The organism is Methylobacterium oryzisoli, assembly GCF_046557895.1.
Classification (GTDB): Bacteria; Pseudomonadota; Alphaproteobacteria; order Rhizobiales; family Beijerinckiaceae; genus Methylobacterium; species Methylobacterium oryzisoli.
Genome location: NZ_JBKIBX010000005.1, coordinates 29,316 through 55,476 on the forward strand (window position 1 = coordinate 29,316; position 26,161 = coordinate 55,476).

A 26,161-nucleotide genomic window follows, 5' to 3' on the forward strand; every position below is an offset into this window, starting at 1 on the left:
CCCCGCGCCGTCCTTGTCGGGGGTTTTTCCCGGACAGGCCTGCGCACGCGGGGAGAGGAGAACGTGCCCGACCCGAAGTGTGAATCCGCAAGCCCGCCAGGGAGAGGGGATCCCGCGGGGGTCATGGACGGCGGTGGAGACTCGCACGGCGCCGCTCCTCATCCGGCCGCCCGAAGGGCTGGCTGGCCCCGCAGCCGCTCGACGGTCGCGAGGAGTTCGGCCGCCCGGTGCGCGCAGGTGTGGCGCGCCCGGATGGTGGCCAGACCGTGGGCGGCCAGCGCCGCGCGCAAGGCCGGGTCGTGGCGCAGGTCCCGCAGGTGGCGGGCCATCGCGGCCTCGTCCGCGGCGACGAGGTAGTCGGCGCCGGGGGTGAACAGCCCCTCGGCGTCGCGCCAGGGCGCGCAGACGAGCGGGATGCCGCAGGCGAGCGCCTCGAACACCCGGATGGTGGGAATGCCCGGCAGGGTCTCGACGTAGAAGCGCCGCGGCACGTGCACGGTGGCGAGGTGGCGCGCGAAGATCTCCGGGGCGCGGGCGTTCGGGAGCCAGCCGCGGTAGTGCGCCCCGGCCCGCGCGAGGGTCGTCAGCGCCTCCTCCGGGTAGCGCACGCCCCAGACGTCGAGGGAGAGACCGGCCTCGCGGGCCGGCCGGAACAGGTAGGCGTCGAGTTCGGCGCTGCGCTCGCCGTCGCCCCAGTTGCCGATCCAGACCAGCCCCTCGCGCGGACCCTCCGCGGCGGGCGGGCGGAAGAGGCGGGTGTCGGCGGCCTCGTGCCAGACCGTGACGCGGTTCCCCCAGCCCCAGCCGCGATAGACCGCCGCCAGCGTCTCCCCGAAGGCCAGCACGCCGTCATAGGCCGAGAGGTCGTAGGCGCGCATCGCCGCCGGATCGCTCACCGCCCGGTGGTGGGTGTCGTGAAACAGGAGCGTGAAGCGTCCGCCCGCCGCCCGCGCCGCCCCGATCCGGGCGACCAGGGCCGGCTCGGTCCACTCGTGGACCAGCACGAGGTCCGCCCCGTCGAGAGGGGCGGCCGGATCGCTGCCGGGCGGGTCGATCCGGGAGGTCAGCTCCGGGTAGGCGGCGAGCGAGGCCGCCGCCCCGGCTTCGCCGTGGTCGGCGACGAGGTTCGCGAGGCTCCAGGCCCCCGCGGGCTCGTGCACCGCGACCTCGTGGCCGAGCGCGATCAGCTCCCGCAGGGTGCCGCGCAGGAAATGGGCGTTGCCGTGGTTCCAGCAGGAGCGCAGGGAATGCGTGAAGACGACGATCCTCACGCGGAGGCTCCGGCCCGCGGCGCGGCCTCCAGCACGCGGCCATAGGCGGCCAGCACGCCCGCCCCCATCGCCTCGACCGTGAACGCCTCGGCGCGCGCCTTGGCCTCGGCGCCCAGGCGCGCGCGGGTCGCCGCATCCCCGGCCACCTGCTCGATCGCCCGGGCGAAGCCCGCATCGTCGTCGGGGGGCAGGAAGATCGCGGCTTCGTCCCAGAGCTCGCGGAAGGTCGGGATGTCGGACAGGACGAGGGCGCAGCCCGCGCTCGCGGCCTCCAGCACGCCGAGGCCGAACGGCTCGTAGCGGGCGGCCGAGACGTAGATCGGGGCGCCCGCGAGCCAGCGGGCCATGTCCTGGTCGCTCAGCCGCCCGAGGCTGCGCAGGTGACGGGGCGCGAAGCAGGCGGCGTTCGGGCCGTCGAGAGAGCCGGCGGCCAGGAAGGGCCGCGGGGCGAGGCGGGCGGCGATCCGGTCGAGGGCGGCGGCGTTCTTGCCCTCGTCCCACAGCCGCCCGGCCGTGAAGGCGAAGGGCGAGGCGCCGGCGCCCCGCGGCGTGCGGTGGCCGCGCTCGGCGGGGCTGCGCCGGCCGTTCGGCACCACCAACGGGAGAGTGGCGAGGCCGTAGGCGGCGGCGGTGGCCTGCGCGAAGGCCCGCGTCGGCGCCAGCACCGCGGCGGCCCGGCGATAGCCCTCCCCGGCGAGCTCGGCCCGCCACGCGAGGTCCGGCGGCAGGGGGCTCGCGCGCATCGCCTCCCACCACGTGGTCACGCAGGAATGCGCGACCGCCACCACCGGCGCCGGGAAGGCCGCGATGGCGGCGAGCGCCGGGCTGTTGAGGTGGACGATCCCGGCCCCCGATCGCCCGGCCTCCTCGGCCACCCGCCACGCCGCGGCCTCGACCTCCCCGCGCGTGAGCGCGGTCCAGTCGAGGGGCACGTTCATCACCCGCAGGTCCAGGCCCCGGATGGTGCGGGCGGTGCGCAGCTGGTCGGCGGCGGGTTCGGGGCCGAGCACGGCGAGCGTCACACCGATTCCGCGCCGGTCGAGGTCGAGGGCGAGGTCGAGGGCGTATTGCCAGACGCCGCCTACCGCATCCGCGGTCATGAACACGGAGAGGGGCGGCGTCCGCGGGGACGCGGCGGTCAGGCCCGGCAGCATGCGGATTCCAGTTCGCTCAAGGGGGCCGGCCGCTCCTCTTGGATGTCGCTGAACCGGTCGAACTGGCCGAGGTAGTGGGCGTGTGCCCGCTCCCAGGCCTGCCCGTCCGGCTCGCCCCAGAGGCGCCGGTAATCGGGGGACGAGGGATAGGGATAGAGGGGCACCGGGTCGTTGGCCCAGACCCCCGCGGCGCGAAGCCGCTCCCGCCACGCTGCCACCAGGGCGGGGTCGTCGCCCGCGACCTTGATCAGGTTGGCCTGCACGAAGGGCACCGAGCGCCGGGCGTGGATCAGCCGCTCGGCGAGGTCGTCCGTGGAGGCGCGGCAGTTCTTGTCGAGGAGGGCGCGGCCCTCCGCGGTCAGGCTCTCGACCCCGGCCTCGATGGACACGCAGCCCGCCCGGCCGAGGAGGTCGAGCATGTCGGGCTTCCACAGGTCGATGCGGGTCTGCACCCCGAAGGCGACCGGGCGCTCCACCAGCGCCTCCAGCAGCGGCTTCTGGGGCAGGAAGATCTCGTCGATGAAGTAGAGGTAGGTCACCCCCTGCACGACCAGCCGATCAATCTCGTCGAGCACGAGGGCGACGTCGCGGCGGCGGTACTTGTCGCGGAAATCGAGCTTGGCGCAGAAGGTGCAGGTGTAGGGGCAGCCCCGCGACGCCTCGACCTCCGCCCCCGGCCCGTCCGGCTCGGCCTCGAAGCGGTGGTGGTGGTGGCGGTGGCGGGCGATCCAGGCATCGGGCCAGGACAGGGCCGGCAGGTCGGTGAAGCGCGTCGCGGCGGGGCCCCCGGTGACCGCGATCCCGTCCGCGTCCCGGTAGGCGAGGGAGGGCACGCGGCCCGGATCGGCGAGGCCGCCCCCGGCCAGCGCCGCCACCACCTCCTCGCACTCGCCCCGCACCACGAGGTCGCAGCCGAGCTTGGCGAGGGTCGTCTCGGGCGTCACCGAGCCGTGCGGCCCCACCGCGACCGTGCGCCCGCCGCGCCCGCCGAGCGCGTCGAGGAAGGCCCGCGGCACCCGCAGTTCCGGCTGGGCGCAGCGCCAGAACAGGTAGGTCGGGGCCGTCGTCACCACCGTCATGTCGGGCGCGAACGCCGCCACCCGCTCGGCCGTGTCCTCGAGGGAAAGACCGTCGAGCGCGCCGTCGAGCATCAGCACCTCGTGGCCCGCCGCCTCCAGGAGCACCTTGCAGGCGCCGAGCTCGATCGGCAGGTGCGGCGCCCGGCAGCCGAAATAGATGCTCTGCGCGAAGGTCCAGGGCGGGTTGACGAGGGCTGCTCTCAACGACGGGGTCCTGACATCTGCCGTATACTGGGGGTGAGGATCCGGGAAGGAAGTGGCGGAGACGCCTGCCTCGGCAAGGTCCCTCGCCGGGGCTTCCCGGTCCGGCCGGGTCAGGCGCCGGAGACCGCCGCGGCCGGTCGTCGGCGCCCGGTCGCGGCGTCGGGCAGCGCGATGCCCCGCGTCTCGGCGAGCCATGCGGCGAGGCGCGCGAGGCCCCGCCGCCACGGCACCGGGGCCGCGAGGCCGAGATCGGCCGCGATCCGGCGGGTGTCGGAGACGTAGTAGCGCTGGTCGCCCGCCCGCCACGCGTGGAACGACAGGTCGAGCGGGCGCCCGACGAGGTCGCGGATCGCCCCGAGCACCTGCCGCAGGCTGACGGCGTTCGCCGGCCCGCCGCCGAGGTTGTAGGCCCGGCCCCGGACCGTGCCGATCTGCGCCAGCACCGCCCGGTAGGCCGCGACCGCGTCCGACACGTCGAGCACGTCGCGCACCTGGCAGCCGTCGCCGTAGATCGCGATCGGCTCGCCGTCGAGCGCCCGGATCAGGAAGTGGGCGACCCAGCCCTGGTCCTCGGTGCCCATCTGGCGCGGGCCGTAGATGCAGCTCATCCGCAGCACGCAGGTCGGCACCCCGAAGCTGCGGGCGTAATCGAGCACGTACTGGTCGGCGCCGCCCTTCGAACAGCCGTAGGGGGTGTGGAAGTCGAGCGGCCGGTCCTCGCCGATGCCGTGGCGGTGGAGGATGTCGTTCGACGGCCGGTAGGCCTCTCCCTCGTGCCGCAGCGCGAGGTCGGCGAGGTCGCCGTAGACCTTGTTGGTGGAGGCGAAGATCAGCGGGACCGGCTCCGGGCGGCGGCGCAGCCCTTCGAGCAGGTGGAGCGTCGCCCCGAGATTGACGTCGAAGTCCATGGTCGGCTCGGCCAGGCTCGTCGTCACGGCGACCTGCGCGGCGAGGTGAAACACCGCCTCGGCGTCGGCGGCCGCCGCCGCGAGGCCGTCGCGGTCGCGCACGTCCGCCACCACGGCGGTGATCCGGTGGGGATGGCGGGCCTTGAGCCAGTCGAGGTTGGCCGCCACGCCCGGGCGCAGGAGGGCGTCGTAGATCAGGACGTCGCGCCCCTCGCCGGCCAGGGCGTCCGCGAGGTTGGCGCCGATGAAGCCCGCCCCGCCGGTGATGAGGATCGGCCGCCGGCCGCGATGGCCGCTCATGCGACCAGCCCGTGCTTCTCGAGTTCGCGGCGCGCCTCCGCCACCCGGTCCTGCGCGTCCTCCTGCGCGGCCACCCAGGCGGCGAGTTCGGCGAGCCCGTCCGCGAAGCCGCGCCGGGGCGCGTAGCCGAGTTCGGTGCGGGCCTTGGTGATGTCGGGGATGCAGTGGCGGATGTCGCCCGCCCGCTGCTTGCCGGCGATCTCGGGCACGAGGTCGGTGCGGCCCATCGCCCGGGCCAGCAGCTGGGCCACCTCGCGCACGGAGCGGTGCTCCCCGGAGCCGATGTTGTAGACCTGCCCCGCGGCCTCCCGGCGGTCGAGGGCGAGCAGGAAGGCCTGCGCCACGTCGTCGACCTGCACGAAGTCGCGTCGCTGGTGCCCGTCCTCGAAGATCACCGGCGCCGCCCCGTTGTGCAGGCGCGAGGCGAAGATCGCCAGCACGCCCGTGTAGGGGTTCGAGAGGGCCTGCCCGGGCCCGTAGACGTTCCACAGCCGCAAGCCCACGCCCTCCATGCCGTAGGCGGGGGCGAGCATCAGCGTCAGGCGCTCCTGGGCGTATTTCGAGAGGGCGTAGACGGAGGCGAGGTCCGGGCGCTTCCACTCCGGGGTCGGCACCGGCTGCAGCGGCTGCCCGTCGGCGCCGAGCGGGTCCCAAGGGGCGTCCGGCCCGGAGCGGGGCGTGCGCACCGCGTCCTCGATCAGGCGTCCCTGCGCGTCGCGGTAGAGGCCTTCGCCGTAGACGCTCATCGAGGAGGCGACGACGACCCGGCGCACCGGCCGCTCGATCAGGGCCTGGAACAGCACCGCGGTGCCGAGGTCGTTGACCGAGACGTAGCGCTCGACCGCGTACATGCTCTGCCCCACCCCGACCTCGGCGGCGAGGTGGATCACCGCGTCGGCCCCCCGCAGCGCGCGGGCGACGGCGGACGGGTCGCGCACGTCGCCCCGGTGCAGCTCGACGCCCTCCGGCATCTCCGCGGGAGCGGCCCCGCCGTGGACCTGCTCGATCAGGCTGTCGAGGACGCGGACCCGGTCCCCCCGTGCGATCAGGGCCCTGGCGACGGCCCGGCCGATGAACCCGGCCCCGCCGGTGATCAGGATGGTCTGCGTCACGCTCCCGCCTTTCTCGCGCCGGCCCCGGACGGGCCGTGAGGCATACATCCCTCCTGTATGTAAGTACCTCGTTCGGGACGGACAGTCCCCCGGGGCGGGAGATCGCGTGGGCGGGTGGATCGGCGGCGGGTGTGTTCGAGCGCTGGAACCCCTCTCCCGCACGAGAGAGGGGATCCCGCGGGTGTGATGGAGGAGGGGACCCACGGAGGGGTTCCCGCGCGGCCCGCCCCGCCTCCTGCCCGCAGCGTCATCGTTCTGGCGTCATTCAGGTCAATCGCGGTAGGCATTGCGGCATCCGCCGCTGCGGTCTCGCCCGCCGCGGGGCCTGCCGTCCGATGCCGCTTCGTCCGCCGGCCCGCCCGGTCCGGGGTCTCGTGCCCCGCGACCGGGAGGCGCTCTCTCCCTGGATCGAGTTTCGCCGTCCCATGTCGTTCTCATCCCCGCCGCCCGACGCGACGCTGCTCCGCCGGCGCCTCGCCCTCGCGCTCCCGACCCTCGCGACCGCGGGGGCGGCGGCGTGGCTCGCCGCCCTGGCCACGGGATGGCCGGCCGGCCTCCTCGACGGCGCGGTGCTGGTGCTGTTCTGCCTCGTGATGACGTGGCAATCCTACGTCGCGTGGCAGTACATCTACGGGGCCGCGGCGGCGGCGCTCGGGCGGCGGGTGATGTCGGCGGTCGAGATCGCCGCCGGGACCGCCGCGCCGGCCCCGACCGGGCGCAGCCGCACCGCCGTGCTGGTGGCGATCCACGCGGAGGATGCCGCCGCGGTGTTCGCGGCGATCCGGGTGATGGCCCGCTCGCTGGCCCGCACCGGCGGGGACGGGCGCGACCTCGACATCTTCGTCCTCAGCGACACGCGCGATCCGGCCATCGCGGCGGCGGAGGAGCGCGAATTCGCCCGCGCCCAGGCGTGGTGCGGGGCGGCGGGCCCGGGCCTGCCGCGGCTGCGCTACCGGCGCCGGGCCGACAATGCCGGCCGCAAGGCCGGCAACATCGCGGAGTTCTGCGCCACCTACGGGGACGAGTACGACTTCATGATCGTGCTCGACGCCGACAGCCTGATGAGCGGCGCCACCATGCGCCGGATGATCCGGCTGATGGAGGACAACCCGCGGGTCGGGCTGATCCAGACCGTGAGCTACGCGGCCGGGCGCGACACGCTGTTTGCCCGCATCCAGCAATTCGCCGTGCGCCTCTACGCGCCGCTGTCGATCCGCGCCCTCGACACGTGGCAGGGGCCGGACGGCAGCTACTGGGGCCACAACGCCATCCTGCGCGTGCGCGCCTTCGCGGACAGCGCCGACCTGCCGGTGCTGCCGGGCCGCGCCCCGCTCGGCGGCGAGATCCTCTGCCACGACACGGTCGAGGGGGCGCTCTTCCGGCGCGCCGGCTGGGAGCTGCGCCTCCTGCCGGAGGAGGGCGGCACCTGGGAGGAGATGCCGACGAACCTGATCGATCTCCTCGGCCGCGAGCGGCGCTGGTGCCAGGGCAACCTCCAGCATCTCGGCGTGCTCGGCACGCCCGGCCTCACCGCCGGCAGCCGCTGGCATCTCCTCGTCGGCATCCTGTCCTATCTCGCCTCGCCGCTCTGGGTCGCCTTCCTGGCGCTCGGCACCTGGCAGGCGGCGGCGGGCGGCGACCTCGGTCTGCTCGCCTACGGGCTCACAGGCGACACCCTGGCCGCCCATGCGCTGGCAGTCCTGACCGTGACGGTGCTCGCCGCCCCCAAGGTCCTGAGCCTCGCCCACGTGCTCGTCAGCCCCGCCCGGCGGCGCGCCTTCGGAGGCCTGACGCGGCTCCTGGCCAGCGCCGCCCTGGAGCAGGGGCTGTGGGTGCTGCTGTGGCCGGTGCTGACGCTGTTCAACGCGGGCGCCGTCGTCACCACCTTCGCGGGGCGCGTGGTGCGCTGGGACGCGCAGGTGCGCGACGACCGCCGGGTGCCGTGGGGCGAGGCGTGCCGGCTGCAGGTCGACGCGCTGGCCGCGGGCGCGCTGCTCGCCGCCGCGCTCGCCGCCGCGGGCGACCCGCTCCTCGCCCTGTGGATGGCGCCGGTGGCGGCCGGCCTCCTCCTCAGCCCGGCCCTGAGCGTGATCACCAGCCGGGCCGATCTCGGCGCCCGCGCCCGCCGCCGCGGCCTCTTCCTGACCGCCGACGACACCGATCAGGCGCCGGAACTGCGCGACCTCGCGGCGGCGCGGGCCGGCGTGCCGGTTCCGGTCCCCTTGCCGGCGCGCCCGCGGCCGGTCCAGGCTGGCGGTCAGGCGCCGGTCTGGCTCTCGACCGCCACGGACGACGCCGCCGCCTCCCCGCCGCGCTGAGCCTCGTCCGCCGAGGGTGGCTGCCGGTCCGACGGAGGCAGGCCAAGCGGTCGAGCAGGCCGGGCTCGATCCGTCAGCGCGCGGGCTTGCCGAGCACCTTGAGCGGATCGGTGCGCTGGCTCGCCGAGGGCTCGTCGGTCAGCTTGGTGCCGCTCGACGTGCTGGTCTCGGAGCCGGTGCTGCCGGTGGTGGTGGGACCGCCCGGCCCGCTGGCCGCACCGCCCGGGGCGATGCCGCTGGCGAGTTCGAGGCAGGTCAGCATCTCGACGTAGCTCGGGAAGCCGCCAGCCTGCGATTGCTGCGAGCATTGCCGCTTGGACGCCGCCGGGAAGCTGCCCCAGCGCTTGCGCAGGTCGTCGCCGGCCTGACGCTCGGAGCGCAGGCAGCCGTCGGAGCCGGTCTCGTTGCTAACGGCCGTGCGGCCGGGCGACTCGCAGGTCGCGCGGATGTCGAGGTTCGGCGGACCGTCCGCGGCGGCGAGGACGAGCTGCGCCCCGAGGAGCGCGAAGGGAAGGGCGGCTGGCATGGCGGGCCTCGGAATCTGGCGAGCTTTGCTGCGGAAACGCGCCACGCTGCCGATCGGTTCACCGGACCGTGAGCCGGGAAGGCCGATCCCTCCGCGCTAGAGCAGCGCCCGGTCGAGGTCCGCGAAAAGGTCGTCCGGGTCCTCGATGCCGACCGAGAGGCGCAGGAGGTCGGGCGGGCAGGGGGTGCCGGGGCCTTCCACCGAGGCGCGGTGCTCGATCAGGCTCTCGACGCCGCCGAGCGAGGTGGCGCGCTTCCACAGCGCCACCCGGGCCGCGACCGCGATCGCGGCGGCCTCGCCACTCTTCACCCGGATCGACAGCATGGTGCCGAAGCCGCCCTCCATCTGCCGGGCCGCCACCGCGTGGCCCGGATGGCCGGGCAGGCCCGGATAGAGCACCGCGGCGACCTCCGGATGCTCCGACAGGCGCCCCGCGAGCGTGGCGGCGCCCGCCATCTGGGCGGCGATGCGCAGGTGCAGGGTGCGCATCCCGCGCAGGAGCAGGTAGGCCTCGAACGGACCGAGGATCGCCCCCTGGCTCGCGCGCACCCGCTGGATGCGGGCCCAGAACGCGTCCGCCCGCGCGCCCGCGAGCGCCCCCGCGATCACGTCGGAATGGCCGTTGAGCACCTTGGTGGCGGCGTGCATCACCACGTCCGCCCCGAGCGCCAGAGGACGCGTGACGACCGGCGAGGCGACGGTGGAATCGACCGCGAGCCGCGCGCCCGCCGCATGGGCGATCTCGGCCGCCGCCGCGATGTCGGTGACGGTCCAGAGCGGGTTCGAGGGTGTTTCCAGCCAGACGAGCTTGGTCTCGCCCGGGCGCATCGCGCTCCTCAGGGCGGCGAGGTCGTCGGTGGCGACGAAATCGACCCTGAGGCCCCAGCGCGTCGCCTCCTCGGCGAGCCAGCGGCGCAGCGCCCAGTACATCACGGTGGGCGCCACCACGTGGTCGCCCGGGTCGAGGGCCGCGAACACGGCCGTCGCCGCCGCCATGCCGGAGCCGAACAGGAGCGCCCCGGCCTCGGCCTCCTCCAGCATCGCCAGCACGCCCTCCGCCTCGCGCACCGTGGCATTGTCGGGCCGGCCGTAGACGAAGCCGGAGCTGTACTGATTGTCGGGGTCGCGGATGTAGGTGGTGGCGAGGTGGATCGGCTGCACCACCGCCTTCGTCACGGGCTCGACATGGCCGAGCGCCTGGGCGGCGAGGCTGCGCTTCGACCAATTGGGCGGTGAGGTCTCGCGGCTCATGGCGGGCTCCGGCGGAAGGATGCGGCAACGCCACGCCCTTGCAGAACGGGTGCGCGCGCGCAAGGTCGGGGGCATTCCCGCACGAGATCCCCGTCATGCGAGCCGAGAGCCCGACCCGAGCCCCCGTCCTGCCGGCCCTGCCGCGCGTCCTCCTGGCCGTGCTGCCGGTGCTGCTGGCCGCCTCGACCGGCCCGCTCTTCACCACCCCCAACATCCCGACATGGTACGCGGGCCTCGCCAAGCCGGATTTCACGCCGCCGAACTGGCTCTTCCCGGTCGCCTGGACGATCCTCTACGCGCTGATGGCGCTCGCCTGCTGGCGCGTGCTCGGCACCGCGCCCGTGCCCGGCGAGGCGCGGCGCACCCGCCGCCTCGCGCTCGCGGCCTTCTTCCTCCAGCTCGCCCTCAACGCCGCCTGGACCCCGGTGTTCTTCGGCGCGCACGACATCCTGGGCGGGCTCGTGGTGATCGTCGCCCTCCTGGTGATGATCCTGTGGACGATCCGGCTCTTTTGGCCCCTCGACCGGCCCGCTGCCCTGATGCTCCTGCCCTACGCCGCCTGGGTCTCCTACGCGACGCTGGTCAACGCGGCGGTGTGGCGGATGAACTGACCCCGGAATGCGAAAAAGCCCCCTCTGGGGAGGGGGCTTCTCGGTCATGCCGGGGTCTCAGTTGCTCGCGAGGCGCGGGATCGGATCGACCGGGGTCGCGCCCTTGCGGATCTCGAAGTGGAGCTGCGGCGAGGTCACGTTGCCGGACGAGCCCGACTTGGCGATCGTCTGGCCCCGCTTCACCTTCTCGCCGGGGCGCACCTCGATCTCGCCGTTATGGGCGTAGGCCGAGACGTAGCCGTTGGCGTGGCGCACCAGTACCAGCTTGCCGTAGCCCTTCACGTCGCTGCCCGCGTAGGCGACCGTGCCCTCCTCGGCGGCCTTCACCGGCGTGCCCTCGGGCAGCGCGATGTTGATGCCCTCGTTGCCGCTCGATCCGTAGCCGGCGATCACTCGGCCGCGGGCCGGCCAGCGGAAGGCGGATTCCTCGGGGGCCGGAGCGGGCTCGGGCTTCGGCTCGGCCTTGGCCACCTCGACCTTGGGTTCGGGCTTGGCCGCCTCGACCTTCGGCGCCTCGGCGGGCTTCTTGGCTTCGACCGGCTGCTTGGCCTCGACCGCCTTCTTGGCCTCAGCCTTCGGCTCCTCGGGCTTCACCTTCGGAGCTTCGAGCTTGGCGACCTTCTCGACGGGCTTCTTCGCTTCGAGCTTGGGCTCGACCTTGGCGACGGACTTCGGCTCAGGCTTCGGCTCGGGCTTGGCCGCCACCTTCTCGGCGGGCTTCTTCGGCTCGGGCTTCACCTCCTTGACCTCGGCCTTCGCGGTCCGGACCGGCTCGGCCGGCCGGGTGTTGAGCTTGGCGGCCCGCTCGGCGGCGGCGGGCTTCACGGGGGCGGGCGTGGCCTGCCCCGGCCGGACCGGCGCCTTGCGCTCGGGCGCCTCGGCGACCTTGCGGGTCGGCTCCAGCGAGGCGACCCGGGTGGGCTCCGGCTTGCTGATCTCGATCTTGCGCGGCTCGGGCTTGGGCTGCTGCAGCACCATGCGGGGCTGGGGCGCCGCCGGGGCGGCGCGCGGCGTCAGCGCGGCGGAGCCGCCCGCGTCGTAGACCGGGATCACGATCTGCCGGCCGGGCGTGACCTGGCTCGCGCCCGACAGGCCGTTGGCCGACAGGATCGCGCTCGTCGGCACGCCGAAGCGGGTCGAGAGCTGGTTGAGCGTGTCGCCCGGGCCGACCGTGATGGTCGTGCCGCCCCGCGCGGTCCAGCCGCCGGCGGCGCTGGTGACCGGCGCCGTCGAGGCGATGACGCGCGGGCTCTGGGGGGCGCTCTGGGGCGCCGGAGCGGCGCGGCCGGAGAGCGGCATCGGGCCGGCGCCCGGCGCGGGCAGCGCCTCGGAGCGGATCGGCGAGGAGCGCAGCGGAGCGACGGCCTCGCCCTCGGGCAGGCTGCCGGTGGCGCCCGGCTCCGTGCTCGCCGTGCTGGCCGAGAACGGGTTCGTGAACGGATCACCCAGACGCAGTGTGTCGGAGCTGCAGGCTGCCGACGCACCCCCGATCAGACCGATGAGAGCGAAGCGCGACAGCGTCCGCATCCCGTTCCCAGCCGCACGATCCCGCATCGACGCACCCGCACATACACGCAACCCGATGAAGGGAATTCAAATCCTATTCAGGTTAAGCTTCCGTTGCGGGTGCGGGATCAGCAGTAAGGTTGCGCGGCCGATTCAAAGGGTCTCGGCGAGGCCGGGCGTGAGCGGGGCGAGCCGCAGGGCGGGTTCCGGCTGGCGCCGGCCAAAGCCCTCCTCGCCCCGTTCCACCACCGCGAGCCGGGCGCCGCCCGCCCCCGCGACGGCGCCGACGAGCCGGCCGCCGGGGGCGAGGCGCGCCAGCAGCGCGTCGGGCAGGGCCGGCACGACGCCGTTGACGAGGATGCGGTCGAACGCGCCCTCGCCTGGCGCGCAGCCGTCCGCGTGGACGACGGACGCCGCCGCGAAGCCCTCGGCGTCGAGGCGCCGCGCCGCCGCCTCGGCGAGGCCCGCGTAGCGCTCCAGGCTCTCGACGCTGGCGCAGCCGAGGCGCAGCAGCAGGGCGGTGGCGTAGCCCGACCCGGTGCCGACCTCCAGCGCCCGCGCGCCCCGCGGCGGATCGAGGGCCGTGAGCATCGCCGCGACGACGCTCGGGGCCGTCATGGTCTGGCCGCAGGGCAGCGGCAGCGCGAGGTCGCGGCGGGCCCAGGCGCGCAGGGCGGGCGGGGCGAAGCGCTCGCGCGGGACACGCTCCATCGCGCCGAGCACGGCCGGGTCGCGGACCCCGCGGGCGCGCAAGGCCAGCACGAAGGCGGCGGCCTCCACCGCCCCGAGGGTCTGGCGCACGGGAGGGGGCTAGCCGAGCGCCTGCGCGAACCGCGTCAGCGTCGGCTCGTCGGTGAGGTCGAGGCGCAGCGGCGTGACCGAGATGCGCCCCTCCGCGATGGCCTTGAGGTCGGTGCCGTTGGCCGGCTCGAACCGCGCCTTGGCGAAGGCGAGCCAGAAATACGGGTTGCCGCGCCCGTCCAGGCGCTCGTCGATGGCGAGGAGCTGCTGGTTGCGCATGCCCTGCGCCACCACCGCGAGACCCTGCACCGCGTCCGGCTCGCAATCCGGGAAGTTGACGTTGACGAGGATGCCCGGCTCGATCCCGGCCTCCAGGATGCGCCGCACCGTGCGCGCCCCGTGATGGGCGGCCGTGTGCCACTTCACGTTGGCGCGCCCGCCCGCCCCGTAGGCCTGGCTCATGGCGATGGAGCGCACGCCCAGGATCGTCCCCTCCATCGCCCCCGCGATGGTGCCCGAATAGGTCACGTCCTCGGCGACGTTCTGACCGCGGTTGACGCCCGAGAGCACGAGGTCGGGACCCCGCTCCTTGAGGATGTGGCGCACCCCCATGATGACGCAGTCGGAGGGCGTGCCCTTCACCGCGAAGTGCTGCTCGGAGATCCGGCGCAGGCGCAGGGGATCGTTGAGCGAGAGCGAGTGCGAGACGCCGCTCTGGTCGGTCTCCGGCGCCACGACCCAGACGTCGTCCGAGATCTCGCGGGCGATCTCCTCCAGGACCTTCAGCCCCGGCGCGTGGATGCCGTCGTCGTTGGTGACGAGAATGCGCATCAGCTGTTCGGTCCTTCGATCCGGGTGAGGCCGCCCATGTAGGGCGCGAGCGCGGACGGTACCGTGACGCTGCCGTCCGGGTTCTGGTAGTTCTCCATCACGGCGATGAGCGCGCGGCCGACCGCCACGCCCGAGCCGTTGAGGGTGTGGACGGGGAGCACCCCCTTGCCCTCGCGGGGGCGGAAGCGCGCCTCCATGCGCCGGGCCTGGAAGTCGCCGCAGACCGAGCAGGACGAGATCTCCCGGTAGGTCTGCTGGCCCGGCAGCCAGACCTCGATGTCGTAGGTCTTCTGCGCGGCGAAGCCCATGTCGCCGGTGCACAGCGTCATCACCCGGTAGGGCAGGTCGAGTTTTTTCAGGACCGCCTCGGCCGAGGCCAGCATGCGCTCGTGCTCCTCGGCGGACTGGTCCGGCGTGGTGATCGAGACGAGTTCGACCTTGGTGAACTGGTGCTGGCGCAGCATGCCCCGGGTGTCGCGCCCCGCCGCCCCGGCCTCGGCCCGGAAGCAGGGGGTGAGCGCGGTGAAGCGCAAGGGCAGTTCGTCCTCGGCGAGGATCGATTCGCGCACGAGGTTGGTGAGGGGAACCTCGGCGGTGGGGATCAGCCAGCGGGTCGGCCCGGCCTGCGGGTCGAGGGAGCCCGGCAGCGCCGCGAACTGATCCTCGCGAAATTTCGGCAGCTGCGCGGTCCCGAACATCACCTCGTCGCGCACGAGGAGCGGGGGAGCGACCTCGGTGTAGCCGTGCTCGGTGGTGTGCAGGTCGAGCATGAACTGGCCGAGCGCCCGCTCCAGCCGGGCGAGATGGCCCTTGAGCACCACGAAGCGCGACCCCGAGAGCTTGGCCGCCGCCTCGAAGTCCATCAGCCCGGAGGCCTCGCCGATCTCGAAGTGCTGGCGCCCGCTCTCCTGGCGCCCGCGCCCCTCGAAGCGCCGGTACTCGACGTTGCCGTGCTCGTCGGCGCCCACGGGCACATCGGGCTTGGGGGTGTTGGGGATCGCAGCCAGCGCCTCGTCCAGCTTGCGCTTGGCCTCGTCGGCGGCCGCGTCGAGGGCGGGGGCCTCGTCCTTGAGGCGGGCCACCTCGGCCATCAGGCCCTGCGCGCGCGCCTCGTCCTTCGCCTTCTTGGCCGCGCCGACCTCCTTCGAGAGGGCGTTGCGGCGCTCCTGGGCCGCCTGCGCGGCCGAGACCGCGGCCTTGCGGGCATCGTCGAGGGCGATCAGCGCGGGCGAGAGCGGCTCCAGCCCGCGCTTGCGCAGGCCTTCATCGAAAGCCTGCGGAGTCTCGCGGATGGCGCGGATGTCGTGCATGTCACGGGCCCGAATCTGGCGGTCCGCCGGACCGCCCTGGGAGAGGCGACGACGCTTTGCAGCATCGCCCGGCCCGCGACAAGGGTGGGCGGCCCCGCGCTCACTCCGCCAGCCGGATCTCGCCGTCCATCGGGCCGAGCCCCTTGGGCACCGGCACGCTGGTGAGGCCGTAATTCGCGTTCACCACGAGCTTCGGGTTGGCGGTGAGCCGGATCTGCCGGCTGACGATGACGGTGAAGTGCGATTGCTGCGCCACCTCGTTCGTCGCGTCCACCACGAGGCGGCCCTTCGGCAGGTAGATCGTCCCGGTCATGTTGGAGACGTAGTTCGACTTGATCTCGTGCTCGCGCATCTCGCCGGCGCCGCGGTCCTCGTAGAACAGCAGGCCCGCGAGCGGCCCGCCGGTGGGCGCGTCGAGGTCGACCCTGGCATTGCTGAGGAACTGGAACCGGGCGTTCGCACCGGTGAGGTAGAAGCCGACGCCGTCGCCGGCCACGTCGGCGTTCGAATCGATGACGAGCGGCCCGCCGCTGATCACGTAGGTGCCGGGTTCGAGCGTCACCACCGAGTTGCCGCCGATGAACAGGCCTCCGCAATAGGTCCCGGCGGGCACGCGGTGGCGGCTGCCGGGCGTGCCGCGGTCGATCACGGAGGTGCCGGGCAGGCAGGGGCCGGACGCGGGCGCGGCGCGGCCGGCGAGCGGATCGGGGATCGCCGCGCAATCGCTCATGCGGCTGCCCCGGAAGGAGCCCTGGCCGGAGAAGCCGCCGGCCGAGCACACCTTGGCGGCCGTGACCTGGATGCCGCTGTCGCTGGCGACGCCGGCCGCGTGCCGGGCGTTGGAGTGGACGTCGCAGTCCCGCGCCGTGAGCCAGGAATTCGACTTGAGGTGCACGGTCTCGGCCGCGGCGGCGTCGAGGGCGAGCACGCAGAGCTTGCGCCGGCCGCTCAGGATGGCGGTGGCGTCGGCGGCGAGATCCCCGGACGCCACGCCGAGCAGGCCCGCGAAGCTGTCCTGCCGGGGCATGCGCACCTCCACCCGCACGGACGCGGCGTCCGGCAGCGCCGCCGCCACGATCGGGACCTGCCGGAGCCCGGCCGCGTCGAGGCGCGCCAGCACGATGCTGCGGGCGACCGCATCGACCCGGCGGAGATCCGCCGTGCTCACCGACAATTCCCGGGCGGCCGAGAGGGCGGCGGCGTCGGCGGCGGCCTGCAGATGCGCCTGCTGGCGCGTCCACGAGGCGTAGTCGACGGCCGTGCCGGCCGCGCCCAGGAGGACGGGGGCCAGCAGGGCGAAGACCACCATCACGCCGCCGGCGGTGTCGGCCCCGAAAGCCCGTCCCCGCCGCAAGCCCCAGCCCATCCGCCGCGCCATTGCCCCACCCGTCTGCACTGCGAAACCGTGGGGGAGTAATGCTTACGCCATCGCCAATGCGGTCGGTGGCGGGCACGGCCATGCGTCCGAAGGGTTAGCGGGATGCTGCCGCGATCCCGCAGCGGCGACCGGCTTCAGCGGGCCCAGTGGCCCGTGGACCGTCCAGTCCTGCGCGCGGACCGCCATGGCGTTGAGCGAGCGGCCGTCGAGCGCCCGCGCCCATCCGCGTCCGAGGAGGGCATCGATCGCGTCGCAGCCCGAGACGATCCCCGCGCCCACACCGTCCGGGCGGCGGTCTCGTCTGTGCAGGGCGGGCGGCTCTCCGACGTCTCGGGCTCCCGAAGGGGTAGGCCTGTCCGGGGAACAATCCTCGACAAGGATGGCGCGGGAACCCCTCTCCCGTGCGGGAGAGGGGCAGGGGTGAGGGTCCCGGGAGGGTGCCGTAGTGATGCGTGGAGCGTCGTGAGGGGAGCGGAAGGGTTCAGAATCAGCTGCTGACGTCAGTGCTGGTAGCGACAGCGTCGAGACGTCTTGCTGCCCCCTCCCGGGACCCTCACCCCTGCCCCTCTCCCGCACGGGAGAGGGGTTCCCCGCGCCATCGATTGTCCCCGGACAGCCATGCGAAGGGCGAGCGCGCGAGGGAGAGCCGCCGCGCCCTCACTCGAGGTCGAGCATCAGGCGCAGGTTCTGCACCGCGGCGCCGGAGGCGCCCTTGCCGAGGTTGTCGAGGCGCGCGACGAGCACCGCGTGGGCGTGCACGTCCGAGCCGAACACCCGCAGCTCCAGCCGGTCGCTGTCGTTCAGCGCCTCCGGCTCCAGGCGCTCGCGGTGGGCGCCGTCCTCCGCGCCCGGCACCACGCGCACCAGCGTCTCGCCCGCGTAGGCCGCCTGGAGCGCCGCTTCGAGGTCGCCGGCCGCGGGGCGGCCCGGCAGCGCGTCGAGGTGCAGCGGGATCGACACCAGCATGCCCTGCCGGAAGTTGCCGACCGACGGGATGAAGATCGGGCGCCGGGTGAGGCCGCTGTAGGCCTGCGTCTCGGCGAGGTGCTTGTGGGCGAGGCCGAGCCCGTAGAGCTGGAAGGCCGGCGCGGTGCCCGCCTCGTAATCCTCGATCATCTTGCGCCCGCCGCCGCTGTAGCCGCTGACCGCGTTGATGCTGATGGGGAAGTCGGCCGGGATCAGCCCCGCCTCGACGAGCGGGCGCAGGAGCGCGATGGCGCCCGTCGGGTAGCAGCCCGGGTTGGCGACCCGCCGCGCGGCGCGCAGGGCCGCGCGCTGGCCGCGCGTCATCTCGGCGAATCCGTAGGTCCAGCCCGGCGCGACCCGGTGCGCCGTGCTGGCGTCGAGGATGCGCGGGCCGCCCCCGGGCAGGCCGTCCGCCATGGCCACGGTTTCCTTCGCCGCGTCGTCCGGCAGGCACAGGACCACGAGGTCCACCTCGGCCAGGAGCGCGCGCTTCGCCTGCGGGTCCTTGCGCGCCTCGTGCGGGATCGAGCGCAGGCGGATGTCGTCGAATCGCTCCAGGCGCTCGCGGATGCCGAGACCGGTCGTGCCGGCCTCGCCGTCGATGAAGACGCTCGGGCGCTGCAGGGTGTCTCTGGTCATGGTCTTAGGCTCCGCGCGGGCGCTGCTGCGGCGCCGCGACCCGGGGTGGATGCGGGCAGTCACGGCCCGAGTCAACCGCCTGGTCCAAGGTGGTGGCCCGTCGAGCGGGCCGCCCCCTGCGGAACCCCGGCGCGCGAGCCCCTGTTGGTGGGCCACGATCGACAGAGGACGAGACCGAGAGAGGGCGCGATGGCCGGAACAGCCAAGAAGACCGATCCGAAGCTCTGGGACAAGGTGAAGGCGCAGGTCACGCGCTCCTCCAAGGGCGGCAAGCCCGGACAATGGTCGGCCCGCAAGGCCCAGATGGCCGTCCAGGAATACAAAGAGGAGGGCGGCGGCTACGAGGGCAAGAAGTCCTCGGACAACCACCTCAAGCAGTGGACCGACGAGGAATGGGGCACGCAATCGGGCGCCAAGAGCGGCCAGACCGGCGAGCGCTACCTGCCCAAGGCGGCCCGCGAGCACCTGAGCGACGCGGAGTACCGGCGCACCACCGCCAAGAAGCGCGCCGACAGCGCCAAGGGCCGGCAGCATTCGCGGCAGCCCAAGGACGTCGCCGCCAAGACAGCCTCCGCCAAGACAGCCTCCGCCCGCAAATCCGGACCGGCCCACAAGGGCTCCGCGACGGGCGCCACCAAGGCCGACTTGATGCGCAGGGCCAGGGAGCGCGACATCCCGGGCCGCTCCCGGATGTCGAAGGGCGAGCTGGAGCGCGCCCTCGGCGCCTGAGCAGCGCCACGCGAGGATCGGGCGCCCGCCGCCCGCCCGCGGCTCCTGTCATCACGCCGTCGCAAGCGATCTCCAGGGGAGTATTGCCGGACTGTTTCCAGGCGAAGGCCGGTCCAACGCCTCGCGACAGCGGATGCTCTGCTGGGGGACATGGCTATGGCTGCAGGGGTTTCGGCTGCCGGGACGGCGAGCCCGATCAAGAACGTCATCGTGATGATCGCCGACGGTGCCGGAGCCAATACGCTCGAGGCGACCCGGCTCTACTTGAACGGATTGGCGGCCAACGACCCCCGCCGGGGCTCGGGCGGCGCCAACGGCCTCGTGACGGACGGGCCCGGCTTCCAGGCGACCGCGCAGTCGGTCTACCCGCTCTCGACGCGCAACGCCCCGATCGCGGGCCTCGCGGGCCTCGCGCAGGATCCGAACGCCGTCTACGACCCGGCGAAGAACTACGACTTCGACCCCGTGGCCGGCACCAACAGCGCCGGCTACCTGCGGGCCTTCGACGGCTACGAGTGGAACCGCGCCACCGCTCCGGATTCGGCCAACACGGCGAGCACCCTCACCAACGGCGAGAAGAGCTACAACAACGCCGTCAACGTCGACGGCAGCGGCCTCACCGAGACCACGCTCGCGGAGGTCGCCAAGTCCCTCGGCAAGGCGACGGGCGTGGTCTCGACGGTCCAGCTCAGCGACGCGACGCCGGCGGCCACGGGCGGCGCCCACAACGTCGCGCGCGCCAACGCCAACCAGATCGCCCAGGAGATGTTCGAGCACGGCGTGCTCGACGTGATCGCCGGCACGGGCAACCCGGACTTCAACGACGACGGAAGGCGCGTCGCGACCCCCAACAACCAGTGGATCGGGGCCGACCTCTGGGCCGCGCTCAAGAACGACACCTTCCGCTCCGACGACGGCCAGAGCTGGACGCTGCTGCAGGACCGCGCCTCCATCCAGGCCGCCGCGACGGGCACGCCGACCAGCGAGCGGCTCGCCATCGTGCCGCAGGCGTTCACGGGCACCAACTACTACCGCTCGGGCGCCGCGCCCGCCGGCGCCACCGAGATCCCGTTCAGCGTGCCGCGCCTGGAGAGTTCGCCGACCCTGTCCGAGCTGTCGCTCGCGGCGCTCAACCGGCTCAACGTCGATCCGGACGGCTTCTACGTCTCGATCGAGGGCGGCGCCGTCGACCGCGCCATGCACGGCAACAATTTCGGCCGCATGATCGAGGAGTACGTCGACTTCAACGATGCGGTGAAGTCGGTGATGGATTGGGTCAACTCGCCCGACAGCCGGGCCACGATGGAGGACACCCTCGTCATCGTGACCGCCGACCATGACCACCTGCTGTTCGGGCCGGAAGGCGCGACGATCCCCTTCCAGCCGGTGCAGCCCGACCGCGACCGTGACGGCGTGCCGGAATACCGCTGGTTCAGCAACAACCACTCGAACCAGATCGTCCCGCTCCTGACCACCGGGGCGAATGCCGGGCAACTCGTCTCCCTGGCCGACGACCAAGACGTGGTGCGCAACGCGCAGGGCCAGGTCGTGGCCGGCAGCGGGCAGGCCTTCACCGACCAGGCCGAGGTCGGCCAGTACCTGCTGGATCAGGTGCGCCTCAGCGCCGTCCAGGTGAACGACCAGAACAACGGGATCACCGGCAGCGCCGCGAACGAGGTGCTGCGCGGCCTGGGCGGCGACGACACCCTCGACGGCGCGGCCGGCAACGACGTGCTGTTCGGCGATGCCGGCAACGACCGCGTGGATGGCGGCCTCGGCAACGACCAAGTGCGGGGCTATCTCGGCAACGACACGTTGTTCGGCAGCGCCGGCAACGACCAGCTGTTCGGCGAGGAGGGCGACGATTTCCTCGGCGCGGGCAGCGGCAGCGACTACCTGTCGGGCGGGATCGGCAACGATGCCCTCTACGGCGAGGAGGGCAGCGACCTGCTGTTCGGCAATGCCGGCGACGACCTCCTGATGGGCGGGGCGGGCGGCGACACCTTCGCGGTGGGCCGCGGCGACGGCCGCGACGTGATCCGCGACTTCACGGTCGCGGGCGCGGAGCGCGATGTGATCGCCTTCAATTCGGGGGTGTTCGGCTCGTTCGCCGCCGTCCAGGCCGCGAGCGCCCAGCAGGGGGGCGACGTCGTCATCACGGTGGCGCCCGATTCCAGCCTGACGGTTCAGAACGTCGCGCTCGCCAGCCTCACGGCGGCCAATTTCTCGTTCAGCTGAGGCCAGCCCGGCATCGCTGGCTGCGGCCAGCGATGCTGCACGACGCGGCGCCGCTCACGAGCGGCGCATAGCGAAGCCGGATGCGGCCGGGCAGGCCGCCGGGGCGAGTCCGAAGCCCCGAAAAACCTTCGCCGATCCGACCGCCGCCCGCGCGCCATGTTGCAGCGCAGCAGACCATCCCCATATGAGGGGACGAGGGAACGCCTGAACCGCCGAGCCATCGCTCCGGAGTTGAATCATGGCCTCCCGCATCCCCTCACAGACTCTCTCGCCCCGTCGTGCCGACGACCGGCACGCCCGCCCGGCGGCGCCCGTCGCGCTGATGCGGCGGATCCTCGCCGCGGTCGCGGCGACGCACCGCGCGCGGCTGCGGTTCGAGGCGGCCCGGTCGTTCGCGTCCGCCCGCACCCGGGTGAGCCCCGAGCCGGAGCACGCGCTGTCCTGGCGCTTCGGCGTTCCCGTTCGGTAGCGGCGGTGCGGGCCGGCGCTGCCGGCCCGGCCTTCAGGCGACGTCGGCGGTGCCGAAGCTGCTGATGAAGTCGTTCAGGCGCTCGCCCTGGATCAGGATGTGCTCGCGCAGGTGATGCTCCGCCTGGGCGGAATCGCCGGCCGTGATCGCCTCCACGATCTGCGCGTGCTCGGCGAGCGACTGGGAGACGCGGTGCCGCGCGCGCAGCTGGAGCCGGCGATACGGCTTCAGCAGGGTGTGGAGCTGCCGGGCCTGCTCGGCGAGGTAGAGGTTGTGGCAGGCCTCGTAGACGGTGCCGTGGAAGCGCTCGTTCGCGTAGTAGTAGGTGTCCGCGCAGCCGTTCCGGGTCGCCTCCACGCAGGCCTCGTGCGCCTCGACGAGTCGGGTGCGCTGCTCCTCGGTGATCCGGCGCGCGGCGAGCGCCCCGCACATGCCCTCCAGCGCCGCCATCGTCTCGAAGCGCTCGACCACCGCCTTGAGGGTGAGGCAGGCCACGAACGCGCCGCGGCGCGGCTGCAGCTCCACCATGCCGGTCGAGGCGAGCTGCATCAGGGCTTCGCGGATCGGCGTGCGCGAGACCCCGAAGCGCGCGGCGAGGCTCTGCTCGTCCAGACGATCGCCCGGCCGGAAATGGCCGGTCACGATGTCCTGCTCAAGCTGATCCCGGAGCGCTTCGGCGCGGCGCATCGCTCATCCTTCGAGGGGCGCCGGCCACCATAGGGCTGCCGCCGTAATCCTTCAACGCCTTTCTTGTATACAAGACGCTTGTTTCTGCGTACCGTTCGGCTACAAGACCGGCAAAGCGAGGGAGGCATCCAAGCCCCCCGTCGGGCGGCCTCGATGAGCGCTGCGGCCGAACACTCGGAGGAAACACGCGTGACGCCTCACCTGATCTCGATCTACGCGCTCTGCGCCATGTTCGTGGTGGCCACGATCTGGCCGGTCAACATGGGGGTGCTGGCCTTCGTCGGCGCTTTCCTGGTCGGCACGCTCGCGGCCGGCATGAGCACCAAGGACATCATCGCGGGGTTTCCCGGCGGCCTCTTCCTGACGCTCGTCGGCATCACCTACCTGTTCGCCATCGCGCAGAACAACGGCACCATCGACTGGCTGGTGCAGCTCGCCGTCAAGGCCGTGCGGGGCCGCCTCGCCGCCATCCCGTGGATCATGTTCGGCATCACCGGAGCGCTCACGGCGGTGGGCGCCGTCAGTCCGGCCGCCGTCGCGATCATCGCCCCGATCGCGTTGGGCTTCGCCGCCCGCTACGGCATCAACCCGCTGCTGATGGGCCTGCTCGTCATCCACGGCGCGCAGGGGGGCGGTTTCTCGCCGATCAGCATCTACGGCGGCATCACCAACACGGTCGTGGCCAAGGCCGGCCTTCCGCTCAACGAGCTCTTCACGTTCTTCGCGAGCCTCGGCGTGAACCTCGCCGTCTCGGTCCTGCTGTTCTTCCTCATGGGCGGGCGCAGGCTGATGGGGGCGAAGGCCGCGGTCGCGGGTGTGTCCGGCGGCGTGGAGGTCCCGCACGTCCGGGTGACCCAGCCCCAGCGCGGACCCCAGGCCTTCGGGGACGCGGAGGCCGAGGCGTTCACCGAGGAGCGGAAGCTGGAACAGGGCCTCGACGATCCGCTCGCCGAGGGCCGTCCCGAGGCGGAGGCGACCGGCGGGTCGCGGATCTACCAAGTGCTGACGCTCGTCGGGCTGGTCGCGCTCGCCGTGCTGGTCCTGGCCTTCAACCTGGATATCGGCTTCGTCTCGATCACCATCGGGCTCGTCCTGTCGCTGATGGCGCCGAACCTGCAGAAGCGGGCGATCGGGCAGGTGAGCTGGCCCGAGATCATGCTGATCACCGGCGTGAGCACCTACGTGTTCGTGCTCGAGAAGATGGGCACGATCGGGTTCGTCGGAAACAGCGTCGCCGGTCTCGCCTCGCCGATGATGGCGGCCCTGCTGCTCTGCTTCATCGGGGCGGTGGTGTCGGCCTTCGCCTCCTCGACGGCGGTGCTGGGCTCCCTCATCCCCCTGGCGGTGCCATTCCTGCAGGCCGGCACGGGCGTCAATCCGGTGGGCTTCATCGGCGCGATGGCGGTGTCTTCCACGATCGTGGACGTGAGCCCCTTCTCGACCAACGGCGCGATCGTGCTCGCCACCGCCAAGGGCGTCGACCGGGATGCCTTCTTCCGCAAGCTGATGGGCTACGGCGCCCTGGTGACGGTCGTGGCGCCCGTCGTGGTGTGGCTCCTGTTCATCGTCATCTGAGCCGAGCCGTCCTCGGGCCGCCCGGCGGCCCGAGGACTCTCACGCCCGCATCGCCGCGGCCGCCGGACCGGTGTCCACGCGATGAATGCGGCGGAGCCGCAAAGCTGCCCTTTTCTGGGGCGACCGGGGGCAAGGCTCGCCCCAGGCAGGCGCGTCAGTCAGGAACCGGTCCGCATCCGCGCGGCTGCCGGCGAGCACGAGGGTCTCCCGAGACATGTCGTACCCCATCTCCGAGCACGGCCTCCCGCGGGGGCTCTCGTCATGAGCGAACTCCTGACGGCCGAAGCGTTCTCGGCCTTCCTCCAAGTCATCATGATCGACTTGGTCCTGGCCGGCGACAACGCGGTCGTGATCGGCCTGGCGGCGGCGGGCCTGCCGCGCGAGCAGCGCAACAAGGCCATCCTGATCGGGATCGTGGCCGCCACGGTGCTGCGCATCATCTTCGCCGGGCTGGTCTCCCAGCTGCTGGCCATCGTCGGCCTGCTCCTGGCCGGCGGCATCCTGCTGCTCTGGGTCTGCTGGAAGATGTGGCGCGAGCTGCGGGCGGGCCACGCGGAGCTGGACCTCGAAGCCGAGGAGGCCCTGGAGGACCGCGACCTCGACCGGGACGGTCAGATCGCCGAGCATGCCCCGCGCAAGACCTTCGGACAGGCGGCGTGGCAGATCGTGGTGGCGGACGTGTCGATGTCCCTCGACAACGTGCTGGCCGTGGCGGGGGCCGCGCGCGAGCACCCGGCCGTCCTCGTCTTCGGCCTCGCCCTGTCGATCGCCCTGATGGGGATCGCTGCGAGCTTCATCGCCCGCCTGCTGCAGAAGTACCACTGGATCGCCTACGTCGGTCTGGCCATCATCCTCTACGTGGCCCTCGACATGATCTATCGCGGCTTCCTCGAAGTCTGGCCGGTCGTCAGCAGCGTCATGGGATCCAGCGGTCTGTCCTGAGCGCGGGCGGGATCAGCGCGGCCCCGCCACGATGCCGTCGTCGTGCAGGCGCGCGACCTCGGCGTCGCCGTAGCCGATCTCGGCCAGGATCTCGTCGGTGTTCTCCCCCAGGCTCGGCGCGCGCCGGGGGGCGACGCGCTCCACGTCCGAGAAGACGATCGGATTGCCGGGGGTGAGGTACGACCCGATCCCCGGATGCTCCAGGTGCGAGAACATCGGGTTGTCGGTCGAGCAGTCCGGGTCCTCCTCCACGACTTGGCGGAAGGTGCGGTAGCGGGACCACGTGACGCTGGCGGCCTGGAAGGCGCCCGCGAACTCGTCGAGCCGGCGCGCCCCGAAGAAGGGCTCCAGCACCGCCGTGATGGCGTGGCGGTGGTGGTAGCGCTCGCCCTCCTGCCGCAGGTCGGCACCGAGCCGCGCGGCGAGCGCGTCCATCGCGGGCTTGGTCCCGGTCGCCGACTGCAGGTTGTCCCACTGCCGCGGGGTCAGGGCCACCACGATCACGCGCTCCCCGTCCCGGCAGACGAAGTCCTGCGCGTAGGCGCCGTAGAGCGCGTTCCCGACCTTGGGCCGGTCGGTGCCGTTCACCGTCACCTCGCCGATGAGGCCGAGATTGCCCAGCATGGCGAGCGCCATGTCCTTGAGCGCGAGTTCCACCACCTGGCCGCGGCCGGTCAGGCGGCGGTGGCGCTCCGCCGCCAGGATGCCCAAAGCCGCCTGCTGGCCGGTGATGCAGTCCCAGGCCGGCAGCACGTGCCCCACCGGCTCGGTCGAGCCCTCCGGCCCGGTGGCGAGGGGAAAGCCCACCGCGGGATTGACCGTGTAGTCCACCTGCGGCCCGCCGTGGCGGTCGCCGGTGACCGACATCATGATCAGGTCCTCCCGGTGCTGCCGGAGCGTGTCGTAATCCATCCAGCCGCGCACGCGCAGGTTGGTGAGGAAGATGCCCTTGCCCTCGCCGGGCTCGCAGATGAGGCGGGTCACCACCTCCTGTCCGCGCGGGGTGGACATGTCGACCGCGAGGCTGCGCTTGCCCTTGTTCAGCCCGGCCCAGAACAGGCTGCGGCCCTGATCGGTCACCGGCCAGCGGGCGTGGTCCAGCCCGCCGCGGATGCGGTCGAAGCGGATCACGTCCGCGCCCATCTGCGCCAGCGTCATGCCGGCCAGCGGCGCGGCGACGAAGGCCGAGCCCTCGACGATGCGCAGCCCCGCCAGGATCTTGACCATGCCGACCTCCCCGCGCGCCGCCGGTCGTGCGGTCCTGCCCCGCGGGCGCGCCGCCCGAGCTTACGGAGGGCGAACGCGGATGGATAGCAGGCCCGCCAGTTGGGGCCGGCGGGACGCGACGATGTCGTTCAAGCCGCGGCGCCATCGGTGCTTCGCTCGCCCGCCCTCTGCGCCTACGATCACCCGGCG

Annotated in this window: 22 protein-coding genes; 7 read left to right on the forward strand and 15 right to left on the reverse strand. The window is 73.1% G+C overall.

Annotated elements, in window-relative coordinates; all coding sequences use genetic code 11:
* Positions 1-158: 158 nt before the first annotated feature.
* From ACKUB9_RS06815 to ACKUB9_RS06835, 5 genes are all read right to left on the reverse strand, one after another.
* Positions 159-1,271, reverse strand: coding sequence for a CgeB family protein (locus ACKUB9_RS06815; protein ID WP_407519767.1), 1,113 nt, complete (start codon positions 1,269-1,271; stop codon positions 159-161).
* On the reverse strand, positions 1,268-2,425 hold the full coding sequence (locus ACKUB9_RS06820; RefSeq protein ID WP_407519766.1) for a glycosyltransferase family 4 protein: 1,158 nt from the start codon (positions 2,423-2,425) through the stop codon (positions 1,268-1,270). Before ACKUB9_RS06820 ends, ACKUB9_RS06815 begins: the two co-directional genes overlap by 4 nt.
* On the reverse strand, positions 2,410-3,708 hold the full coding sequence (locus tag ACKUB9_RS06825) for a TIGR04295 family B12-binding domain-containing radical SAM protein (RefSeq protein ID WP_407519765.1): 1,299 nt from the start codon (positions 3,706-3,708) through the stop codon (positions 2,410-2,412). Before ACKUB9_RS06825 ends, ACKUB9_RS06820 begins: the two co-directional genes overlap by 16 nt.
* Before the next feature lie 110 nt (positions 3,709-3,818).
* Positions 3,819-4,916, reverse strand: coding sequence for an NAD-dependent epimerase/dehydratase family protein (locus tag ACKUB9_RS06830; protein ID WP_407519764.1), 1,098 nt, complete (start codon positions 4,914-4,916; stop codon positions 3,819-3,821).
* A complete protein-coding gene (locus tag ACKUB9_RS06835) occupies positions 4,913-6,076 on the reverse strand; it encodes an NAD-dependent epimerase/dehydratase family protein (RefSeq protein ID WP_407519763.1) in 1,164 nt (387 codons plus the stop codon). The genes ACKUB9_RS06830 and ACKUB9_RS06835 overlap by 4 nt, the downstream gene beginning before the upstream one ends.
* Positions 6,077-6,453: 377 nt before the next feature.
* Here ACKUB9_RS06835 and mdoH point away from each other — a divergent pair, with 377 nt between their 5' ends.
* Positions 6,454-8,346 (forward strand): glucans biosynthesis glucosyltransferase MdoH, encoded by a 1,893-nt coding sequence (gene mdoH, locus ACKUB9_RS06840; protein ID WP_407519762.1) that lies wholly within the window; start codon positions 6,454-6,456, stop codon positions 8,344-8,346.
* Positions 8,347-8,419: 73 nt separating this feature from the next.
* On the opposite strand, the gene ACKUB9_RS06845 is transcribed toward mdoH, so the two are convergent.
* Positions 8,420-8,872 carry a hypothetical protein gene (locus ACKUB9_RS06845; protein ID WP_407519761.1) on the reverse strand — a complete coding sequence of 151 codons (453 nt, stop codon included), beginning with the start codon at positions 8,870-8,872 and terminating at the stop codon, positions 8,420-8,422.
* A gap of 96 nt (positions 8,873-8,968) precedes the next feature.
* On the reverse strand, positions 8,969-10,123 hold the full coding sequence (locus tag ACKUB9_RS06850; RefSeq protein WP_407519760.1) for a trans-sulfuration enzyme family protein: 1,155 nt from the start codon (positions 10,121-10,123) through the stop codon (positions 8,969-8,971).
* Between the two features lie 95 nt (positions 10,124-10,218).
* Here ACKUB9_RS06850 and ACKUB9_RS06855 point away from each other — a divergent pair, with 95 nt between their 5' ends.
* Positions 10,219-10,734: a TspO/MBR family protein gene (locus tag ACKUB9_RS06855; RefSeq protein ID WP_407519759.1), complete on the forward strand. Its 516-nt coding sequence runs from the start codon at positions 10,219-10,221 to the stop codon at positions 10,732-10,734.
* A 57-nt stretch (positions 10,735-10,791) separates the two neighbouring features.
* Here the strand turns inward: ACKUB9_RS06855 and ACKUB9_RS06860 are convergent, their stop codons facing one another.
* The 6 genes from ACKUB9_RS06860 to argC form a co-directional block, all read right to left on the reverse strand.
* Positions 10,792-12,261 carry a peptidoglycan DD-metalloendopeptidase family protein gene (locus tag ACKUB9_RS06860; protein WP_407519758.1) on the reverse strand — a complete coding sequence of 490 codons (1,470 nt, stop codon included), beginning with the start codon at positions 12,259-12,261 and terminating at the stop codon, positions 10,792-10,794.
* Between the two features lie 132 nt (positions 12,262-12,393).
* On the reverse strand, positions 12,394-13,041 hold the full coding sequence (locus tag ACKUB9_RS06865) for a protein-L-isoaspartate O-methyltransferase family protein (protein WP_407519757.1): 648 nt from the start codon (positions 13,039-13,041) through the stop codon (positions 12,394-12,396).
* Between the two features lie 9 nt (positions 13,042-13,050).
* Positions 13,051-13,812 (reverse strand): 5'/3'-nucleotidase SurE, encoded by a 762-nt coding sequence (gene surE / locus ACKUB9_RS06870; RefSeq protein WP_407519756.1) that lies wholly within the window; start codon positions 13,810-13,812, stop codon positions 13,051-13,053.
* Positions 13,812-15,122 carry a serine--tRNA ligase gene (gene serS / locus ACKUB9_RS06875; protein ID WP_407519755.1) on the reverse strand — a complete coding sequence of 437 codons (1,311 nt, stop codon included), beginning with the start codon at positions 15,120-15,122 and terminating at the stop codon, positions 13,812-13,814. Before serS ends, surE begins: the two co-directional genes overlap by 1 nt.
* 100 nt (positions 15,123-15,222) lie before the next feature.
* Positions 15,223-16,476: a pilus assembly protein TadG-related protein gene (locus ACKUB9_RS06880; protein ID WP_407519754.1), complete on the reverse strand. Its 1,254-nt coding sequence runs from the start codon at positions 16,474-16,476 to the stop codon at positions 15,223-15,225.
* 681 nt (positions 16,477-17,157) lie between these two features.
* Positions 17,158-18,105 carry an N-acetyl-gamma-glutamyl-phosphate reductase gene (gene argC / locus ACKUB9_RS06885; RefSeq protein WP_407519753.1) on the reverse strand — a complete coding sequence of 316 codons (948 nt, stop codon included), beginning with the start codon at positions 18,103-18,105 and terminating at the stop codon, positions 17,158-17,160.
* Positions 18,106-18,294: 189 nt separating this feature from the next.
* On the opposite strand from argC, the gene ACKUB9_RS06890 reads away from it, so the two are divergent.
* From ACKUB9_RS06890 to ACKUB9_RS06900, 3 genes are all read left to right on the forward strand, one after another.
* The gene (locus ACKUB9_RS06890; protein WP_407519752.1) at positions 18,295-18,834 is read left to right on the forward strand and encodes a DUF5872 domain-containing protein; all 540 of its coding nucleotides are present in this window, start codon (positions 18,295-18,297) and stop codon (positions 18,832-18,834) included.
* Between the two features lie 156 nt (positions 18,835-18,990).
* On the forward strand, positions 18,991-21,072 hold the full coding sequence (locus tag ACKUB9_RS06895; RefSeq protein ID WP_407519751.1) for an alkaline phosphatase: 2,082 nt from the start codon (positions 18,991-18,993) through the stop codon (positions 21,070-21,072).
* A gap of 238 nt (positions 21,073-21,310) precedes the next feature.
* Positions 21,311-21,541 (forward strand): hypothetical protein, encoded by a 231-nt coding sequence (locus ACKUB9_RS06900; protein ID WP_407519750.1) that lies wholly within the window; start codon positions 21,311-21,313, stop codon positions 21,539-21,541.
* Positions 21,542-21,574: 33 nt separating this feature from the next.
* On the opposite strand, the gene ACKUB9_RS06905 is transcribed toward ACKUB9_RS06900, so the two are convergent.
* Positions 21,575-22,228 carry a GntR family transcriptional regulator gene (locus ACKUB9_RS06905; protein ID WP_407519748.1) on the reverse strand — a complete coding sequence of 218 codons (654 nt, stop codon included), beginning with the start codon at positions 22,226-22,228 and terminating at the stop codon, positions 21,575-21,577.
* Positions 22,229-22,381: 153 nt separating this feature from the next.
* On the opposite strand from ACKUB9_RS06905, the gene ACKUB9_RS06910 reads away from it, so the two are divergent.
* A complete protein-coding gene (locus ACKUB9_RS06910; protein WP_410824685.1) occupies positions 22,382-23,803 on the forward strand; it encodes an SLC13 family permease in 1,422 nt (473 codons plus the stop codon).
* A 261-nt stretch (positions 23,804-24,064) separates the two neighbouring features.
* Positions 24,065-24,745 (forward strand): TerC family protein, encoded by a 681-nt coding sequence (locus ACKUB9_RS06915; RefSeq protein WP_407519747.1) that lies wholly within the window; start codon positions 24,065-24,067, stop codon positions 24,743-24,745.
* A gap of 12 nt (positions 24,746-24,757) precedes the next feature.
* Here ACKUB9_RS06915 and ACKUB9_RS06920 read toward each other — a convergent pair whose 3' ends face one another.
* Complete coding sequence (locus ACKUB9_RS06920) at positions 24,758-25,972, reverse strand: CoA transferase (RefSeq protein ID WP_407519746.1); 1,215 nt, start codon at positions 25,970-25,972, stop codon at positions 24,758-24,760.
* Positions 25,973-26,161: the final 189 nt, after the last annotated feature.